Consider the following 18,692-nt stretch of genomic DNA (forward strand, 5'->3'; position numbering starts at 1 on the left):
GGGCGGGGGTATGACCTTTATTTTCTCCACCCCCCCCGGCGGGGCGTGAAAAAATAACTTCATGATCAACGCCGAGGCCGTGGGGGGTGGGAGCTAGGGGACGGTTAGGGTGAGTTCGGCGGTTCGGACTTCGGCGTTCACCTGGAAGTCGAGGTAGAGGCGGTAGCGGCCCGGGCCGGGAGTGGTCAACCAGAACTTGATCTGACCGTCCACCAGCTCGGTCTCCGGGTGCACGTGCAGGTAACCGAGGTCGCCCTCGCGCAACACCACCAGGTGCCCGTACGCCCCGAGGTACCGCTCCAGCGGGGCGGCACCGCCAGCGCCGTCGACCCGGAAGGTCAGTGGCACTGTCGCCCCGATCTGCGGGGTGCCCTGGTAGCCGACGGTGAAGCCGTCCACCGTCGTCGAGGTGGCCGGCCCCGGCAGTGGACGGGGCTGGTAGTCGCCGGGCGCCACCAGGTCCGTGCCGAGGGTCAGCGCGGTCTGCGCACCGGTGTCGGCAACCACTGTGAAGTCGGCGTACGCACGCCAGAGGCCGGGCTGCGCGAGGGTCAATGGCACCGACCAGGTGCCGTCCGCCGCCATGGTCGGGTGCAGGTGCTGGTACCCGGACAGGTCTCGCCGGACGACGATGAGGTGCATCGGCTTGTCGTGCACGATGGCGAACCGGGTGACCGGCCGGCGCTGTGCGTCGCGCACCTGGAAGCGAAGCTGACCGGGGCGACCCGCCGCGAACTCGGTGGCCAGGGGGGCCAGGGTGAACCCGGCCGAGCTGACCGCCAGACCGCCCGGCTCGGTGGCCGCGCCCTGATCGGTGGTCGTTGCGGAGCCGTGGTTGTGCGGCGCGACGCCCGGCGGGTCGGTGTGCTCGGCGGCCAACGACGGGCTGCCGGTGGCGGCACCGTTGGTGTTCAGCCGGCCGAGACCGAAGCCGAGCAGCACCGCGAGCACCAGCCCGCCGACCACCAGCGCCAGCCGGAGGGTGGCCCGGTCCGGCCCAGCGGGGATCTCGTCGGAAACCGACACCGCAGCCACCGGCCCCGCGGACACCGGCCCCCCGGAGACCTCGTCAGACACCGGCACCGCGGAAACCTGGTCAGGCAACGCCAGCGCCCAGCAGGTAGCCGGCCTCGTCGGCAGCGGCCGTGCCTGTGACGGCGTAGGCACGGGTGACGGGCTGCTGGTCGGTCATGCCACCCACGTTACCGCCGCGTCCGGCTGCGCCAGGCCGACGCCCGGACAGCGTGGCGACTGTCGCACTCGACGTCGCCCGGGAACTTTCCCACCCGATTCCGAACGCAGCGGGTCAGCCGGCCACGGCGAGGGCGAGCGGGAGCACGTCGGTCGCGCCGGCCCGGCGTAGGGCACGGGCCACCAGCGTCATCGTCCAGCCCGAGTCGATCAGGTCGTCGACGAGCAGCACCGGGCCGTCCAGTCCGGCCAGCGCGTCGGCCAGGTCGGTCGGCACGGTGAAGGTGTCGTGCAGCGCGCGTACCCGTTGGGCGCTGTTGCCGCGCGGCCCGGTTGGGCCGCCGGGGCCGGCCGCGGTGACCTCGCCGAGCAGCGGCAGCCGGCCCACTGTGGCGATCCGCTCGGCGAGCGAGCCGAGCAGCCGGGGCCGCCGCCGGGAACCGACAGCGACCACCGCCACCGGCCGGCGGGGCCACGGGTCGTCGCCGTGTGCCCACGCCTTCAGCACCTCCACGACCGCGCCGGCGACGTCGTCGGGCACCGGCGTGTCCGGTGCGTCCGGGCCGACGAGTTCGCGCAGCCGGCCACCCCAGCCCAGGTCGGAGAGACGCCCGACGGCCCGGCCGGGCAGCGCCTGCTCCGCGGGGGCGATCCGGCCCTTGAGGGGTACGCCCACCGCGTCGAGCCCGGTCGGCCAGAGCTTCTTGGGCGCGATCTCCACGCCGGGGCGGCCCAGGAAGGTCTGCGCGGCGGCGAGCGCGGCCGTCGACACGTCGGCGGCGAAGAGTGGGTCGGCGCACCTGTCGCACCTGCCGCAGTCGGCCGCCTCGGTGTCGTCCAGGCGTTCCCGTAGATACCGCATCCGGCATTCGCCCGTCGACGCGTACTCCCGCATGGCCTGTTGCTCGACGGTGCGCGCCTGGGCGACGCGGCGCAACCGGGCCTCGTCGTAGACCCAGGGCTCGCCGGTGGCGAGCCAGCCACCGCGCACCCGGCGGACCGCGCCGTCCACGTCGAGCACCTTGAGCATCAGCTCCAGCCGGGCCCGGCGCAGGTCGACGAGGGGTTCGAGGGCCTGGGTGGAGAGCGGGCGGTCGGTGTGCAGGGCGGCCAGCACGGCCCGGACCTGCTCCTCCGGTGGGAACGCCAGCGAGGCGAAGTACCGCCAGATCGCAGCGTCCTCGACGCCGGGCAGTAGCAGCACCTCGGCGTGCTCGACGGCGCGGCCGGCGCGGCCGACCTGCTGGTAGTACGCGATGGGCGAGGGCGGCGCGCCGAGGTGGACGACGAAGCCCAGGTCGGGCTTGTCGAAGCCCATGCCGAGGGCGCTGGTGGCGACCAACGCCTTGATCTTGTTGTCGAGCAGGTCCTGTTCGGCGGCCCGCCGGTCGGCGTCGTCGGACTGCCCGCTGTACGAGGCGACCGGGTAGCCCCGGGAACGTAGGAACTCGGCCGTCTCCCCCGCCGCCGCCACGGTCAGCGTGTAGACGATGCCGGAGCCGGGCAGCTGGTCCAGGTGGTCGGCGAGCCAGGCCAGCCGGTGGGCCGGGCTGGGCAGGTCGAGCACCCCGAGGCGCAGCGACTCGCGGTCCAGGGTGCCGCGCAGCACCAGGGCGTCGCCCAACTGCTCGGCCACGTCCTGGGTGACCCGGGCGTTGGCGGTGGCGGTGGTCGCCAGCACGGGGGTTCGCTCGGGCAGCTCGGCGAGGAACGTCCGCAGCCGCCGGTAGTCCGGCCGGAAGTCGTGCCCCCAGTCGGAGACGCAGTGCGCCTCGTCGACCACCAGCAGGCCGGTGGTGGCGGCCAGCTTCGGTAGGACGCCGTCGCGGAAGTCCGGGTTGTTGAGCCGTTCCGGGCTGATCAGCAGTACGTCCACCGCGCCGGTCTGGATCTCGGCGGTGATCTCGTCCCACTCGTCGAGGTTCGCCGAGTTGATCGTGCGGGCCCGGATGCCGGCCCGGGCGGCCGCCTCGACCTGGTTACGCATCAACGCGAGCAGCGGCGAGACGATGACGGTCGGCCCGGCGTGCCCGGCGTGCTCAGCCTGGCCGGCCTGGCCGGCCTGGCCGGCCTGGCCGGCCTGGTCGCGGTCTCGGAGCAGGGCGGTGGCCACGAAGTAGACCGCCGACTTGCCCCAACCGGTGCGCTGGACGCAGAGCACCCGTCGCCGGTCGACGACCAGCGCCTCGATGGCCCGCCACTGGTCCTCGCGCAGTCGGGCATGGTCACCGGCCAGCCGACGCAGCACCGCCTCGGCCCGCTCCCGTACCGCTGCCCGCTCTGCTGTCTCCACCCGGCATTTCTACCAGCGCCGCCCGCCATTCCCTTGTTGATCAAGAGGTTTGCGTCATCGTTCGGCCGAATCCTGACGCAAACCTCTTGATCAACACACGTCAGCGGGGTGGGCGGGGTGGGCGGAGGGATCTGGTCAGGTGGGATATGCGGGGGGACAGGCTTGTTAGGCCGCCGGGGAAGAAGTACACGGCCAGGATGAAGACGGTGCCGAGGACGAACAGCGGCTGGCTCAGCGGGCGGCTGAGGACGGCCGGCAAATTGTCCACCGCGTCGCTGGTGCCGAAGGCGGTGAGCCGGTGGTCCAGGTACATGTAGAGGACCCCGCCGAGCACCGGACCCCAGCGGGTGCCCGGCCCGCCGAGCACCACCATGACCAGCAGCGACAGGGTCAGCTCAGACGACGTGATGTGCGGCGACGCGCCGCCGACGATCAGGACGTAGACCACCCCGCCGGCCGACGCCAGCCCGCCGGCCAGGGTGAACGCCACCAGCTTGTAGCGGTACGGGTCCAGCCCGAGCACGCCGATCCGCCGCTCGTCGTCGCGCAGCCCGGCGAGCACCCGCCCGGTCGGCGACCCGCTCACCCGGTGCACCACGAAGACCACCAGGGTCAGGTACGCGAGTGCCAACCAGTACAGGTTGACCGTGTTGGTCACCCCGACCAGCCCGGCGGGCAGCCCGGACACGTCCAGCGGCAGGCCCTCCTCGCCGCCGGTGAGCCCGCCGAAGTCCCGGGCCACCAGGATCGCCCCGACCTGGGCGAAGGCGAGGGTGACCATGGCGAACGCGATGCCCACGGTCCGCAGCGCCACCGCGCCGAGCAGCGCGGCGAGGATCGTGCCGCCGGTGATGGTCAGCAGCGCCGCCTGCCACAGCGGCAGACCGGCTCGGGTGATCAGGATGTCGGTGCCGTAGACACCGGCGGCGAAGTACAGCGCGTGCCCGAAGGAGAGCATTCCGGTCCGGCCGAAGAGCAGGTCGTACCCGGCCGCCAGCCCACCGAAGATCAGGCAGATGGCGAGCAGTTGCAGGGTGCCGGGTGAGTTGACCGGCCCCTCGAAGATCCCCGGCAGGGAGATCGTCGAGTACGGCAGGATCGCCAGCACCACCAGCGCGACCAGCGGCAGGAACGGGCGGACCCGGTGCACCCGGCCCGGTCGCGGCGCGGTGGGTGCCGGTGCCGGAGTCACGTCGAGAAGCGTCATGCCGTTGCCACCTTTCCGGCGATGCCCTGCGGACGCAGCAGCAGCACCACGGCCAGCAGCCCGACCACGCAGATGTCGCCCAGCCCGGACGTGCCGTAGTAGTTGACGAACTGCTGCACCAGCCCGACCACGACCGCCGCGTACGCGGAGCCGACCACCGAGCCCATCCCGCCGATCACCACCACGATGAACGCGAAGATCAGCAGCGAACCGCCCTGCCCGGGCGAGACGGTCCCGAAGTAGACCCCGCCCAGCGCGCCGGCGAGCGCGGCGGCCGCCCCACCGATGGCGAAGACCAGTGTGAACGCCTTGCGCACGTCGATGCCGAGCGCCGTCACCATCTCCCGGTTCTCCACCCCGGCCCGGATCACCAGGCCGTACCGGGTCCAGCGCAGGAACGCCAGGATCGCGCCGAGCACCAGCACCGCCGCGATGATCAGCAGCAGGCCACCGTTGGGCACCTGCGCGCCGAGGATCCCGGTCACCTCCCTGGTCCAGTCCGGACGCGGGAACGGCCGGGCGTCCGCACCCCAGGTGGCCTGGAGCAACGCCACCCCGGCCAGGGACAGCCCGACGGTGACCAGCACCTGCTCGATGGTGCGCGAGTAGAGCGGGCGGATCAGCACCAGCTCGACCAGGATCGCGACCAGCGTGCCGGCGGCCACCCCGAAGGCGACCGCGACCACGAAGCCGAACCCGTCCGGGCCGGCGCCCGGCAGGTTGCCCGCCGCCCACCAGGTGCCGTACGCGCCGACGCCGAGGAACAGCCCGTGCGCGAAGTTGAGCACGTCGGCCAGGCCGAAGACCAGGGACAGGCCGGACGCGACGAGGAAGTACAGCGCCGCCAGGCCCAGCCCGGTCAACGCCAACAGGATCACGGTGTCCATCAGAGCTGGTCCTTCCCCGCCGTGGCGGCCCGGCCCGGCTCGACCGGCTGGTGCGACTCGCCCGTGCCGACACCGAGCAGCGACTTCGTCAGCGCGGTCTCCAACAGCAGCTCACGGGCGTCGCCGGTCCAGGCCACCTTGCCGGCGGCCAGCACCACCGCGTCGCGGGCCAGCCGGCGGACCACGGCCAGGTTCTGCTCGACGAGCAGCACCGGCACCGACTCCGCGACCCGTTCCAACACCTCGGCCACCTCGGTCACCACCTTCGGCGCCAACCCCTTGGTCGGCTCGTCGACGAGCAGCAGCCGGTTGTCGTTGAGCAGCACCCGGCCGATCGCGAGCATCTGCTGCTGCCCGCCGGAGAGCGAGCCGGCCCGTTGGCGTCCGCGCCGGTCCAGCTCCGGAAAGAGCGCAAACACCTTGTCGTACGCCGGGGTGGTGCCCCGCCGTTCGGCGAGCCGCAGGTTCTCGGCGACGGTGAGGCCGGCGAACACGCAGCGGTCCTCGGGTACGTAGCCGAGCCCGCCGCGGACCAGCCGGTGCGTCGGCCGGGCCAGCAGGCTCTGCGCGCCCATCCGGATGGTGCCGCGCACCTCCCCGGCGGGCGGGGTGAGGCCGACGATCGCGCGGAGCGTGGTGGTCTTGCCGACGCCGTTGCGGCCGAGCAGGACGGTCACCCCGGTCGGGGCGACAGTGAAGGACACCCCCTGGAGGATGTGCAGCCCGGAGATCCGGACCGACAGCTCCTCCACGGTGAGAATCGGTTCCATCAGAGCGACTCCCCCAGGTAGGCCTCTTGCACGGTGGGGTTGGCCATCACCGTCTCCGGGGTGTCGCAGGCCAGCAGCGCGCCGTGGTGCATGACGGCGATCCGGTCGGCCAGCTCCAGGATGACGTCCATGTGGTGCTCGACCATCAGCACCGCCCGGCCGCTGTCACCGGTCAACGACTTGATCACGGCGACCAGCTCGGGTACGTCCTCGGCGCTGACCCCGGCCATCGGCTCGTCCAGCAGCATCACCCGCGGCTCACCGGCGAGCAGCAGGGCGATCTCCAACTTGCGCTTCTCGCCGTGGGCCAGGGTGCCAGCGAGCGCCGTACCCCGGTGGGCGAGGCCGACCCGGTCGAGCGCCGCGTCGGCGGCGGCGGCGACCTCCCGGTCGGCCGCCGCCCGCCGCCACAGCGCCATCGAGCCCCCGCGGTGTGCCTGCACGGCGAGCCGGACGTTCTCCCGCACGCTGAGCGAGCCGAAGACCGACGACGCCTGGAAGGTACGGCCCAGACCGAGGCGGGCCCGCCGGTGCGGCGGGAGCCCCCCGATGTCCTGACCGTCCAGGGTGATCCGGCCCTCCGTGGCCCGGCGCAGGCCGGTGATCAGGTTGAACAGTGAGGTCTTGCCGGCGCCGTTCGGCCCGATCACGCCCAGGAACTCCCCGGGCGCCAGGTCGAGGTAGACGCTGTCGACGATGGCGACCTCACCGATCCGCCAGGTCAGACCGCGGGTGGCGAGCATTTCTCAGCCCTTCATGGCCACGGCCGGTGGCGCGGTCTCGTCGCCGGTCAGGCTCTTCTGCGCGGTCGCCGTGAAGGCGGTGCCGCTGCCGGTCAGCTTGGCCTGGAACATCGGCTGGAGCAGCGCGTGGTCGGCGGCCCGGATGGTCATCTTGCCCTTGACCCCGTCGAAGCTCCAGCCCTCCAGCGCGGTGACCATCTTGTCGACGTCGTCGCCGCTCTCCTGCACCGCGCGGACCACCATCTGGGCGGCGGCGAAGCCGTCCGGGTGGAACAGGTCGATGGTGTTCACCTTGGCCTTGAGCGCCTTGCTGGCCTCGGTGTCGGACGCACCGTCGAAGTAGTGCGACAGGAAGGAGATCTTCGCGCCGGCCGCCCCGAACGTCGGCCACGACGCCCGGATGTCCAGGCCGGTCACGACAGTGGTGGACGACAGCACGCCCTGCTGGTCGAGGGTCTGCCACATGGCCGGGGCGGTGGTGCCGGCCCAGGCGACGAAGAGCAGGTCCGGCTTGGCGGCCTTGATCTGGCTGGCGAACGGGGTGAACTCGGTGGCACTGGCCGGGGCCCGAACACTGCTCACGGTCGCGCCCGCAGTGCCGATGACGGCCTTGACGGCGGCCTCGTTGGCATCACCGAACGCGCCGTCCTGGGCGAAGACCACGACCTTCTTACCGGTCGGGTCACCGATGAACGACTTGGCGGTCACCACGTCCTGGTAGGACTGCCGGCCGGACCGGAAGGTGTACTTGTTCGCGCCGGTCACCGCGTCGGTGGCGGCCGGGCCGGAGATGAACAGCACCTTGTTCTGTGCCGCGATCGGCGCGACCTGGAGCGCCACCCCGGAGGCGGTGGAGCCGGCGATGATCTTCGTGCCCTTGCCGATCAGGTCCTTCGCCGCGGAGACCGCCTTGGCCGGGTCGCCGGCGTCGTCGACCTCGGTCAGCTCGATCTTCCGGTCACCGACCTTGCCGGTGCCCTTGGTGGCGAAGTCCAACCCCGCCTTGAACCCCTCGATGTACTGCTTTCCATAACTGGCCAGGGCTCCCGACTGGGAGTACACCAGGCCGACCTTGACCGGCGCGGCGTTGTCGCCGCCGCCGGTGGCGGTGTCCTGCGGGCTACCACAGGCCGTGGCGGCGAGCGCCGCAGCCATCATCGTGGCGGCGGAGAGGAACGCCCGCCGCGTGTGCCGGACCGTCATCGCGACTCCAGGTGAGGACAGGATGCTTGGTTGTCGGCTCACGCTAGAAGTGACGTCACCCACGAGCTATGTGGCGGAAACACACAAGTAACAGGAATGAGGTGGCCGGGGGTTACAGCGGAGCGCACTACCATCCTCGGCCCGGGCCTCCCGATGGCCTGGAGCGCCACGGGTGGATCGACAGGTGTGTCGCCCCGAGCTATCCGGCTCAGCCGCACGGCCCTTCGTGGTCCGCCGGGCGCGGGCACCGCCGACGACCGGCCAGCAGGTGGTCACAGAAGACCCGATGTCGTACGCACTGGGCGTCCTCCTCGGACACCGTCGTCTCGGCCCGGTCCACGTCGGCGAGGAAACCCAGCGCCCGCGTGATCGCCCGCGCGAACCGCAGCGCCCCCGGTAGATCAGCCGCCACCACCGGCAGGTGCACCACGAAGCGTTCCCTCGTCATGTTCACCCTCGATTCGTCACCTGGAGGGCGGTCCGGTGCGCGGGTAGGGGACACGCACAGGACCGCCCGGCCCCACGCCCGCAGCCTTCGACAGCGGCGGTACGAACGCGGAGCCCACCTCACGCCCGCACCCCGAGGGTTTGCCGAACCAACCGGAGCCGGACATCAAGCAACCTACTACAGCAGGTGTAGTAGGTCGACCCCGAAGCGCGACAGGTCGGCAACTTATTGCAGTTGCTAGAGCAGGTCGGGCATGATCAGAGGTGCCGAACCAACCGGAGTCCTCACCATGCCCACTGCACAGCCATCGTTTCGCCGCATCGTCGACGAGATCGCCGAGCGGATCAGGACCGGCGACCTCAAGCCAGGCGACAAACTGCCCTCGACCAGTCAGCTCGCCGAGATGTATGACGTCAGCACGGGCACGGTCTACCGTGCACTCTCGCTGCTGCACGACCGGAACCTCATCATCGGCCAGTCCGGCCGCGGCACCTACGTCGCCGAACAACCCCGCCGGTAGACACTCCGGCGACCCGACAAATGACCAACGAGGTTCCCGCGCACCAGATCCCGCATCAGCGCCGTTCCTGTGTCAGATCATGGACTGAGGACTGCGCGACAGCCAATCGCTAACGAGCCGTCGGCGCTGCTCACTGGGCGCGTCCCCGATCGAATCCGCTCCGAGTGACCCCCTTTGCGGGCAGCAAGCCTAACAACGCAGCGCTACCTTTTCATGACCGAAGGTGAGCGAGGCGGGGAGGGCCGTTGTCCAACAACGACGAATTTTTCCGGTCGAAGAAGGCAGCGGCCGTACTGAAGCACGGCATCCTCAAGCGCTACCCCGTGGTGTTCGCCGCCAAGACAGGGCAGGGGAACCCGATCGTATTCCTGAACGGCTACGCCGGAAGAGGTGAGTACGACGGCGGAGAGCCAGGATCTCCGCTGTTGTTGTCTCGGTGCGCCGAGTTCGTCCAAGGCTTCCGCGACGTGCTCGCATTCTTCGTCGAGCAGGATCCGGATAGCTACGCCAACCTGGAGCAGGTGCTCCGCGACAAGGGCGGGGCGGTTCGACGTGAACTTCGCCAGGGCACCCTCGACCAGCACCTGCCCGAAGTGCTGGCCTTGGCCAAGGGCGCCTCGCTCTTCGCCTTTCTCGATCCCTTCGGGCCGGCTCTTGACTTCGATCTGATCCGAACGCGGCTGCTCGGGCGGCCAAACTGGCCGCCGACCGAAGTGCTGCTGCACTTCAGCGTTTCCACAGTGGCTCGGATGGGACGGGCCGTTCACGTTGCCGAGAGTCGATCGGGTGGGCTGTCGGAGAGCGACCGGAGGACGGCCGCACGATTGGATCGGTTCCTGGGTGGCGGCTGGTGGCGCCGCTATTTCGCCGAGGTGTCGGATGCGGGCGATGACCAGCGCGCCACGGACGTCGCACTCCGGGTTGCGGACAGGTACGCCCGAGATCTCACCCAGGGGTCCAATTACCGGGCGGTGCAGATGCCGGTGCGCCCACGCCCCGGTCTCGCTCCGAAGTACGTCCTCGCCCTGTTCACCACTCATGGCGAAGGTGCCTGGCATTTCGCCGACACCCTCGGCAAGGCTGGCGTCGAATGGGAGGAGGCGTGGGTCCGGGAACAGATCCGCCGGGGCGACCACGTGGCGGAGACGCTGTTCGGCGACGGTCCCGTCTTCGACGCCGAGCACTACAAGGCCGAGAACGCCCCTCGCTGGTCAGGTGCGATCGAGCGGAACATCACCAAGTTGCTCGAACAGAACTCTACGATCAAGATCGTTGATCATGTGCCGGAGATCTACGGTGACGTGCTTGGGCACGCCTGGGCACCACACGTACGACAGGCCGTCAAGTCGCTGCATCGACAAGGCCGGATCAGCAGCCCCGGTACGGGTGACTTCTGGAAGGAAGTCCTCTGGCGGCCTTGAGCCGGGACCCCACCCGCAGCAGCCCCTATGCCTGCACGAGTAGACGCGGGGTCGGCATCTCGTCCCACGTCCGACCATCGAGGTGCCGGCCGCCAACCTTCGGCGTACGCCCGCCCCACTGCTTGAAGAAGAAGGCGGTGCCAGCAGAGGCGCACTGATCCCGGAGGTCACGCACCCACGCCGGGTCCATCGGGCGGCAGCCCTGCCCCGACTCACCCCCCACGATCAGCCAGTCGATGCCGTCGAGATCCAAGTCGATCAGCGGCCCCAGCAGCGGCTCAGCCGAGATGAAACGTACCGCAGCCGGCACCTCGCAAAGCTGGGCGACCCGTTCCCGCTGAGCGTGATCCTCGACGCTCACGCCCATCCAGACGTTCGCCGGCCAGTCGATCTGATGGGCGACCTTCGCCAGCCTGGAGGCGCGCTTGGTGAGCACCTGGAAGGTGTGCCTGGGGGTCTCGCGCATGACAGCGAAGACCTGTTGCACATAGGCAAGTGGAATCCGTGCGTGGAACAGATCCGACATGGAGTTGACGAAGACGGTCCGTGGATCACGCCAGCGACGAGGAATATCAAGCGCATCAGGGTGCAGGGCGACGCCAAAACCGGGGCCGGAAGTGCGCGGGTCTCCGTCGGTCTGATATTTGGCCGAGCGCATGGCTTTCAAGCGTCTAGCGAGAGTCATCGCATAGCAGTTGTCGCAGCCCGACGAGATGCGGTCACAACCGGTGGTGGGATTCCAGGTTGCTTCCGTCCACTCGATGGCGCTTTTGTCCGCCATGCGCCGCTCCTTCCGCTCGACGCGACAATACTGTCGAACAACCGTACGCATGGGAAGGGTTGCGCGGCGTGTTGGCCCGTCAAGGTTCTCCCTACCCAGGTCGCCGAAGACCCCGGACGCTGACGGTTCGTCCGACCGCCGTTGCCGACTGAGCAAGCGAAGATCACCACAGCATTCCTGATGGTGCTGCCTCTGCCGGCCCAAAGGCAGCGCGATCCCCGATGTTGCTGCCTCATCCCGCCCGCACGCCGTCAAGATCGTGCTGGATCGTTGATGTAGTGGCCTCGGGGGCACGGCGAAGCCACTACTTCCTGGATCGGGCGCGATCTTGGGGAGTGTCGCCGTTGGGTGAATCATCTCCTGTTGAGCAAGTGGCTCCGGCCAAGTGGGGCGTCCCGCACAAGGGGTCGGCGGGCCTTGCGCCTGCGGGCCGTGCCGGAGACGCCGCTGGCCCGGCGTCCGAGGTGACGGACGCCGGGCCAGCGTGTGGGCCGGGCGTGATCGGCCCGGTGGTCGGCGCGGAGCAGATCAGCTCCGGGCCGAGGCTCGTAGCGGGTCAGCGGCCGGGCCGAGGCTCCTAGTGGGTCAGAGGCCGGGCCGCGGCTCGGGTCAGCGGCCGGCGCGGGCGGCGACGGCGGTGTCCGGGTGGTCGCTGAAGACACCGTCGAGGCCCAGGCCGAGGAAGAGTTCATACTCGGCGGTGATGTCGCCGCGCGCGTTCGGGTCGGTGCCGATCCGGAAGTCCACCGGGAGGAACTGGTTCTCGGCGCGGAACGTCCAGGAGTGCACGAGCAGGTATTCCCGGTGCGCGTCGCGTACCACGTTGGTCGGGGCGAGCAGGGCGCCGGCGGCGTCCCGCGGCACGATCAGGTTCTTGTTCGCGCCGATGCCGTCGGCGTACCCGGCGATCCACTTCAACCCGGCCGGCGTGGCCAGATCCTGGTAGCTGCGGGCGTCACCGGCGACGGTGAAGTCGTAGGGGCGGCCTGTCGCGTCGAGCAGTTGGACCAGCTTCACGTCGGTGAGCCGGCTCAGGCGACGCAGGTTGGCCGTCTCGAACGACTGGATGAAGACCGGCGAGTTCTTCCGGTCCAGCTTGTTCTGCCGCAGCACCCGGAGCAGCGGCTCCTCCAACGGCAGTTTGATCGAGGCGAAGTAGCTCGGGTGCTTGGTCTCCGGGTAGATACCGATGGTGCGGCCCCGTGCCCGCCCCTCGGTCCGGGCCAGGTCGATGACCTCCTGGAGGGTGGGCACTTCGAAGCGGCCGTCGAAGGCGGTGTTCGCCACGCGTACCTGCGGCAGCCGCTCCTTGGCCCGCAGGGTCTTGAGCTCGGCGAGGGTGAGGTCCTCGGTGAACCAACCGGTCACCGCGACACCGTCGATGGTCTTCGTCGTCTTCCGGGCCGCGAACTCCGAGCGGGTCGACACGTCGGTGGTGCCGGAGATCTCGTTCTCGTGCCGGGCGACCAGCACGCCGTCGGAGGTGGAGACCAGGTCCGGCTCGATGTAGTCGGCACCCATCCGGATCGCCAACCGGTACGCCTCCAGCGTGTGCTCCGGCCGGTAGCCGCTGGCGCCACGGTGACCGATCACGATGGGTCGTTCGTCGGCCCGGGAGTGGTCCGCGTTCCCGGCAGGTTCGGCCGCGGCCATGGTCGGCAGGGCCACGGCGGCGGCGAGCAGAGCGCCGGCCACGCCGAGGGTCGAGAGGGTACGTCGCAACGCCGTCTCCTGTCATCGATGGTCCGGATAAGCAGACCGCTCGTGATTAGCCAGGAGTTGGTCGATGGCTGGCCGACAGATGAAACCTCCGGAATGCCCGTTCCCACTCCAGGGTCGCGGGCGGACAGGAAGATTGTCTGGTGCGCCGGTTTTTCCGCAATCCCGTGCGGCTGGTGCCGTTCGCGTTCCTGGTGCCGATCCTGCTCGGGACCGGGGTGCTCATGGCGCGCTGGGCAACCGTCGAGCACCAGCGCCCACCCCTGATCACCGCGCTCTTCACCGCCACCTCGGCCGTGTCGGTTACCGGCATGGCCATCACCGACACGCCGAACTACTGGTCCGGAGCGGGACTGGTGGTGATCACCCTGCTCACTCAGCTCGGCGGTCTCGGCATCCTCACCGTCGCGGCGTTGGTCATCCTGGTGGTCTCCAGTCAGCTCGGGCTGCGCAACCGGTTGCTGGTGCAGGCCGAGACGGCCGAGTTCGGCATCGGTGACGTGGGCCGGTTGCTTCGCCGGATCGCGCTGACCGTCTTCGCCTGCGAGGCGGTGATGACCGTGCTGGTCGCCGGTCGGCTCTGGCTGGCCTACGACTACACCTTCGGGCAGGCTCTCTGGTCGGGCGTCTTCCACTCCGTGCAGGCGTTCAACAATGGTGGCTTCGCGCTCTACACCGACGGCCTGTTGGCCTTCAGCCGTGACCCGTGGGTGTCGCTGCCCCTGGCGATCGGCGCGATCATCGGCGGTCTCGGGTTCCCCGCGCTGTTCGAGGCGGTCCGCGAGTGGCGTCAGCCGACGCGCTGGGCGGTGGCGACGAAGTTGACCATCTGGGGCAGCGCGGTGCTGCTGCTGGTCGGCTTCGCTGGCCTGCTCGCCGCCGAGTGGACCAACGCGAGCACGATCGGCCAGTACGACGTACCGGGAAAGATCCTCGCGTCGTTCACCCAGATCGCGCTGAGCCGTACCGGTGGCTTCAGCGTCCTGAACATCGCCGACCTTCAGGAGGAGAGCTATCCCCTGCTGATCGTGTTGATGTTCATCGGCGGCGGCAGCGCCAGCACGGCCGGCGGCATCAAGGTCTCCACGTTCTTCCTGCTGGCTTTCACCATCTGGGCGGAGCTGCGGGGCGAACCCGATGTGACGATCGGGCACCGGCGGGTGGCCACCGCGAGCCAGCGGCAGGCGATCACGGTGGCGCTGCTCAGCGTCGCGTTGGTGATGGCCGGAACCATGGTGTTGCTGCTGCTCACCGAGGGCGTCAGCTTCGTCGCGGCACTGTTCGAGATCACCTCGGCGTTCAGCACCACCGGTCTGACCACCGGCCTGGCCGCCGAACTGCCGGCGGGCGGTCAACTGGCGCTGACCGTGCTGATGTTCATCGGCCGGGTCGGGACGCTCACCCTGGGGTCGGCGATCGCACTGAACACCCGACGCCGGCTCTACCGCTACCCCCAGGAACAACCCATTGTCGGCTAGCAGCAGGGAGGGTCGAGGTGTCGGCTAGACGGGCGGACAGCGGCGGCATCGTGGTGATCGGGTTGGGTCGATTCGGTTGCCAACTGGCCGGGTCGCTGACCCGGATGAACCGCGAGGTGTTGGCCATCGACCGCAGCCCCGCGACGGTGCAGCGCTGGTCGGCGCAGCTCGATCGGGTGATTCAGGCCGACGCGACCGAGGAGGGGGCGCTGCGCCAGCTGGGCGTCACCAGTTTCGGACGGGCGGTGGTGGCCATCGGAGCCTCGGTGGAGGCGAGCGTGCTCACCGTGTTGGCACTGGTCGAGCTGGGTGTGCCCCAGATCTGGGCGCGGGCCACCTCGCAGAAGCACGCCAAGATCCTGGCGTCGGTGGGCGCGCACCACGTGATCTTTCCGGAGGCGGAGACCGGGGACCGGGTGGCGCACCTGATCGTGAGCCGATTGCTCGACTTCATCGAGTTCGACGACGACTTCGCCATCGCCACCGTCCGGGTGCCGGAGTCCCTGGTCGGGCGCACCCTGCTCGACCTGAGACCGGAGGAGCGCTTCGGGGTACGCGTGGTCGGCGCCAAGCTGCCGGGCGAACGCTTCCGGTACACGTCCGACGACACCGCGCTTCCCCAGGGCGGGGTGCTGATCGTCGAGGGCGGGATCGACCAGGTGCAGCGGTTCGCGGGCTTGAGCTGACCTGCGGACCGGCCCTCGTCGACACGGTGTGGCCTGCTTACTTCTTCCGGTGACCACCCGGCCCCTTGGTCACCTTTCCGCTTTTCCCGGACCACCACCCTCGGCCTTCGGCTTCTTGGGAGGCTTCGGCGGCTTGACCTTCGGCGCACCGCCGCCCGAACCGGAGCCGGTGCGGACCGTCGCCTTCTTCGGCGGCGCCTTCACCGTGGCCGCCTTGCTCGGCGGGGCGGTGGACGGCGCACTGCCGGCGACCCCGGAAACCCGAACCCCGCAGGTCGCCTCGCCGAGCCGGAACTCGACCGGCAACGGGTTCGCCCCGCTGTACTTACCCGTGATCGTCACCTTTTCGGCCGCACCGGCCGCCAGCGTGGTGCGCTGGGCAGCCGGCCGGATCAGCACGGTGCTGCCCTGCTGGTGCACCGGTGCGGGCTCCGCCTTCGTCACCTTCTGCTGCCCCGGGAAGGTGAAGCTCATCGTCCAGTCCCGCAGCTCACGGCCGCCGGTGTTGGTCAGGGTCAACTCGGCGGCGAACTCGGTGCCGGAGTCGGTGCGCAGCGCGTACGCCACCTCGCAGGGGGCCACCGCCGGCAGACCCATCCGAGCCTCGGTCGTCGGCCGATCCCCGCCGCTGGCCGGGCTGCGCGAAGTGAAGCCCCACATCGCCCCGGTGACCGCGATCAGCCCGACGGCGGCCACGCCGGCCTCCACCCGCCGGCGCCGGGTCACCCGCTGCTGCGTCCGACGGTTGCGGGTCCGCGACAACGGCAACGCGTCCGTCTCCGCCGACCAGGGCAGGATCGTGGTGCCGGCGTTGGCCAGCGCGGCGGCGTCCAGGGGCCCGCCGGCCGGGGAGACCGGCACAGCCGAGAGCATTCCGGCCGCCTCGGCGAGCACCCGGGTCAGCTCGGCGGTGGGCGGCCGGTCGGCGGGCCGCTTGGCCAGGCAACGCCCGACCAGCTCGGCCACCCCGTCGGGCAGCCCCGGAACGGTGGGCATCGGCTCCGGGTCGTTGTACATGTGGGCGCGCAGCATCTGGGTCGTCGTGCTGGCCAGCCACGGCAGTCGGCCGGTGAGCATCCGGTAGAGCAGCAGCCCCACGGCGTACACGTCGGTGGCCGGGGAGACCTGACCGTTGTCCAACCGCTCCGGGGCGAGGTACGCGGGAGTGCCCAACAGCGCGCCGTCCGGCCCCTTTTCGCTCTCCCCGACGAGCGCGGAGATGCCGAAGTCGACCACCTTGACCCCGGTCGACGTGAGCATCACGTTGCCCGGGGTGACGTCGCGGTGCACCACACCGCGGGCGTGCGCGGTGGCCAGCGCCGAACTGACCTCGGCCCCGATGGTCACCGCCTCCCGCCAGGGCAGCCGGCTCTCCCGGCCCAACCGGCTGGCCAGCGAAGCACCGTCGACCAGCTCCATCACCACGTACGGCACGGTCAGCCCGACCTGCTCGGACTCGCCGTAGTCGTACACATTGGTGATGTTGGGGTGGCAGAGCCGCGCAGCGGCCTGCGCCTCGATCCGGATGCGGTGGCGGAAGGCCCGGTCGCTGGCCAGCCGGGAGGCCAGCACCTTCACCGCGACCTGGCGGCCGAGCACCTCGTCGTAGCCACGCCAGACCACCGACATCCCGCCCGCGCCGAGCTGCTCGATAAGCCGGTACCGCTCATCGAGCAGCTGCGCGCCGTTTCGGTCCCCACCACCCATGGTGAGCGTTGTTGCCCAGGAACGGCCCGCCTACACCTGGAGTATCGGAATCGGTCAGGATTGTCACCCGATCAGGCGGTGGCCAGCAGTTGATCCACCGGGGCGTAGTCGTCGGTCAACACCATCGCCCCGCCGACGAAGTCCGTCAGCGCCGCGCCGGAGAGCAGGCTGACCTTCGGATCCACCTCGGCCAGCCGGGCCTGGACGGCGTCCAGCGGCAGCGGCGCGTCGGAGCCGACGATGAGGAAGTTCGAGCCCTGCTCCTCGGCGAGCGCCTCCGGCGGCGCGATCAACGCGACGTGGGTGAACTCGGCGGCCACCGTGGCCAGCTCGGCGCGGATGAACCGCAGTGGCGGGTAATCGATGACGTTCTGCACGTACACGCCGCCGGGGCGGGTCACCCGCCGGACGTCGGCGGCCATCTCCCGGGTGGCCAGGTGCCAGGGCACCACCAGGTGCCCGAACGCGTCACCGACCACCAGGTCACGGCTGTCGGTCGGCTCGCTGGCGACCAGCATCCGGGCGTCACCCACCACCGCCCGCAGCTCCGGCCCCGGCCGTACGCCCAGCTCCCGTTCGCCCAGCTCGACCAGCCCGCCGTCGATCTCGAACACCAGGTTGTCGGTGCCCGGCCGGGTCGCAGTCAGGTAGCGCGGCACGGTGAACCCGCCGCCGCCCAGGTGCAGCGCGTCCAGGCGCCGACCGGCCGGCGCGGCGACGTCGGCGACCGCGCCGATCCACTTCGTGTACGCGTACTCCAGGTGCTTCGGATCGGCGAGGTCCACGTACGAGTGCTGGGCCGAGTTGAGCAGCAGCATCCGCCCGCTGGGCCGGGACGGGTCCGAGGTGACCCGGGCGCAGTGGTACGCCGTCTCGATGTCGCACGGGTTGGGGGCCACGGTGGTCAGCCCCGCCCCGACCAGGCCGAGCACGGCCAGCGCGGCCCGGGTCCGGGCCGGACCGGGCAGCTCGGTGGGCTCCTGCCGGCGCAGGTACCAGCCGAGGCCGATACCGACCAGCCCGAGCGCGAGCGCCAGTGCCAGCACGATGACGGTGCTGCGCAGGGCGGCGACCAGCACGAACCCGGTGAGCAGGGTTGCGGTGATGCCGCCGAGGGTGCCGATGCCGGAGAGTCGACCGACCACCTGGCCGGTGCGGCGCAGGTCGGCGAGCTGGAGTTTCACGACCAACGGCGTGACCGCGGCCAACAGCGCGGCCGGCACGAACACGGCCAGCGCGACGAGCAGCAGGATGCCGCTTGCCGCACCACCGCGCAGCACCTCACCGGCGTACCGGACGACGGGCAGGGTGACCGCGGTGGCGATGCCGGCCAGCACCAGCGCCGGCGCCAGCAGGCCCCGCGGGTTGCGCCGGTCGGCCAGCCAGCCACCGGACCACGCCCCGTACGCGATCGCGGCCAGCGCGATGCCGATCACCGAGCTGGTCACCTGGAGGGTGACCCCGACGTACGGGCCGACCAGGCGCAGCGCGACGGTCTCCAGCACCAGCACGGCACCGCTGGAGAAGAAGACCAGGAAGGCGGCGAGGCCGTTGGGCAGCGCCCGGCCGGTGGTCGGCACGGGCGGGGCCGGGGAAGCTGGCGGGGCCGCTACGTCAGACGGTGGTGAGCTCATCGTC

16 protein-coding genes are annotated in these 18,692 nt (G+C 70.5%); 4 read left to right on the top strand and 12 right to left on the bottom strand.

Annotated elements, in window-relative coordinates; all coding sequences use genetic code 11:
• Window positions 1-93 precede the first annotated feature (93 nt).
• The 8 genes from ABZU52_RS21845 to ABZU52_RS21880 form a co-directional block, all read right to left on the bottom strand.
• Entirely contained in the window at window positions 94-1,035 is a 942-nt protein-coding gene (locus tag ABZU52_RS21845; RefSeq protein WP_354972858.1) for a hypothetical protein, read from the bottom strand.
• A gap of 271 nt (window positions 1,036-1,306) precedes the next feature.
• A complete protein-coding gene (locus ABZU52_RS21850; RefSeq protein ID WP_354972836.1) occupies window positions 1,307-3,484 on the bottom strand; it encodes a DEAD/DEAH box helicase in 2,178 nt (725 codons plus the stop codon).
• A 100-nt stretch (window positions 3,485-3,584) separates the two neighbouring features.
• Window positions 3,585-4,691, bottom strand: coding sequence for a branched-chain amino acid ABC transporter permease (locus tag ABZU52_RS21855; RefSeq protein WP_354972837.1), 1,107 nt, complete (start codon window positions 4,689-4,691; stop codon window positions 3,585-3,587).
• Window positions 4,688-5,578: a branched-chain amino acid ABC transporter permease gene (locus ABZU52_RS21860; protein ID WP_354972838.1), complete on the bottom strand. Its 891-nt coding sequence runs from the start codon at window positions 5,576-5,578 to the stop codon at window positions 4,688-4,690. Before ABZU52_RS21860 ends, ABZU52_RS21855 begins: the two co-directional genes overlap by 4 nt.
• Window positions 5,578-6,348: an ABC transporter ATP-binding protein gene (locus tag ABZU52_RS21865; RefSeq protein WP_354972839.1), complete on the bottom strand. Its 771-nt coding sequence runs from the start codon at window positions 6,346-6,348 to the stop codon at window positions 5,578-5,580. Before ABZU52_RS21865 ends, ABZU52_RS21860 begins: the two co-directional genes overlap by 1 nt.
• Window positions 6,348-7,091, bottom strand: coding sequence for an ABC transporter ATP-binding protein (locus ABZU52_RS21870; protein ID WP_354972840.1), 744 nt, complete (start codon window positions 7,089-7,091; stop codon window positions 6,348-6,350). Before ABZU52_RS21870 ends, ABZU52_RS21865 begins: the two co-directional genes overlap by 1 nt.
• A 3-nt stretch (window positions 7,092-7,094) precedes the next feature.
• Window positions 7,095-8,294 (bottom strand): substrate-binding domain-containing protein, encoded by a 1,200-nt coding sequence (locus tag ABZU52_RS21875; RefSeq protein ID WP_354972841.1) that lies wholly within the window; start codon window positions 8,292-8,294, stop codon window positions 7,095-7,097.
• 208 nt (window positions 8,295-8,502) lie between these two features.
• Window positions 8,503-8,742 carry a hypothetical protein gene (locus ABZU52_RS21880; protein ID WP_354972842.1) on the bottom strand — a complete coding sequence of 80 codons (240 nt, stop codon included), beginning with the start codon at window positions 8,740-8,742 and terminating at the stop codon, window positions 8,503-8,505.
• Between the two features lie 289 nt (window positions 8,743-9,031).
• Between ABZU52_RS21880 and ABZU52_RS21885 the strand changes: the two genes are divergently transcribed.
• Complete coding sequence (locus tag ABZU52_RS21885) at window positions 9,032-9,262, top strand: GntR family transcriptional regulator (RefSeq protein ID WP_354972843.1); 231 nt, start codon at window positions 9,032-9,034, stop codon at window positions 9,260-9,262.
• Window positions 9,263-9,507: 245 nt separating this feature from the next.
• On the top strand, window positions 9,508-10,683 hold the full coding sequence (gene tcmP / locus ABZU52_RS21890; protein ID WP_354972844.1) for a three-Cys-motif partner protein TcmP: 1,176 nt from the start codon (window positions 9,508-9,510) through the stop codon (window positions 10,681-10,683).
• 25 nt (window positions 10,684-10,708) lie between these two features.
• On the opposite strand, the gene ABZU52_RS21895 is transcribed toward tcmP, so the two are convergent.
• Together ABZU52_RS21895 and ABZU52_RS21900 are read right to left on the bottom strand one after the other, a co-directional pair.
• On the bottom strand, window positions 10,709-11,464 hold the full coding sequence (locus ABZU52_RS21895) for a phage Gp37/Gp68 family protein (protein WP_354972845.1): 756 nt from the start codon (window positions 11,462-11,464) through the stop codon (window positions 10,709-10,711).
• 609 nt (window positions 11,465-12,073) lie between these two features.
• Window positions 12,074-13,186 carry a glycerophosphodiester phosphodiesterase gene (locus ABZU52_RS21900; RefSeq protein ID WP_354972846.1) on the bottom strand — a complete coding sequence of 371 codons (1,113 nt, stop codon included), beginning with the start codon at window positions 13,184-13,186 and terminating at the stop codon, window positions 12,074-12,076.
• Window positions 13,187-13,326: 140 nt separating this feature from the next.
• On the opposite strand from ABZU52_RS21900, the gene ABZU52_RS21905 reads away from it, so the two are divergent.
• Window positions 13,327-14,661, top strand: a complete 1,335-nt coding sequence (locus tag ABZU52_RS21905; protein ID WP_354972847.1) for a potassium transporter TrkG — start codon at window positions 13,327-13,329, stop codon at window positions 14,659-14,661.
• 17 nt (window positions 14,662-14,678) lie between these two features.
• Window positions 14,679-15,347: a TrkA family potassium uptake protein gene (locus ABZU52_RS21910; RefSeq protein ID WP_354972848.1), complete on the top strand. Its 669-nt coding sequence runs from the start codon at window positions 14,679-14,681 to the stop codon at window positions 15,345-15,347.
• Window positions 15,348-15,416: 69 nt separating this feature from the next.
• Here ABZU52_RS21910 and ABZU52_RS21915 read toward each other — a convergent pair whose 3' ends face one another.
• Both ABZU52_RS21915 and ABZU52_RS21920 read right to left on the bottom strand, forming a co-directional pair.
• Window positions 15,417-17,054 (bottom strand): serine/threonine-protein kinase, encoded by a 1,638-nt coding sequence (locus ABZU52_RS21915; protein ID WP_354972849.1) that lies wholly within the window; start codon window positions 17,052-17,054, stop codon window positions 15,417-15,419.
• 71 nt (window positions 17,055-17,125) lie between these two features.
• On the bottom strand, window positions 17,126-18,688 hold the full coding sequence (locus tag ABZU52_RS21920) for a fused MFS/spermidine synthase (RefSeq protein WP_354972850.1): 1,563 nt from the start codon (window positions 18,686-18,688) through the stop codon (window positions 17,126-17,128).
• Window positions 18,689-18,692: the final 4 nt, after the last annotated feature.

Source organism: Micromonospora sp. NPDC005220, assembly GCF_040607895.1.
In the GTDB taxonomy this organism is placed as follows: Bacteria; Actinomycetota; Actinomycetes; order Mycobacteriales; family Micromonosporaceae; genus Micromonospora.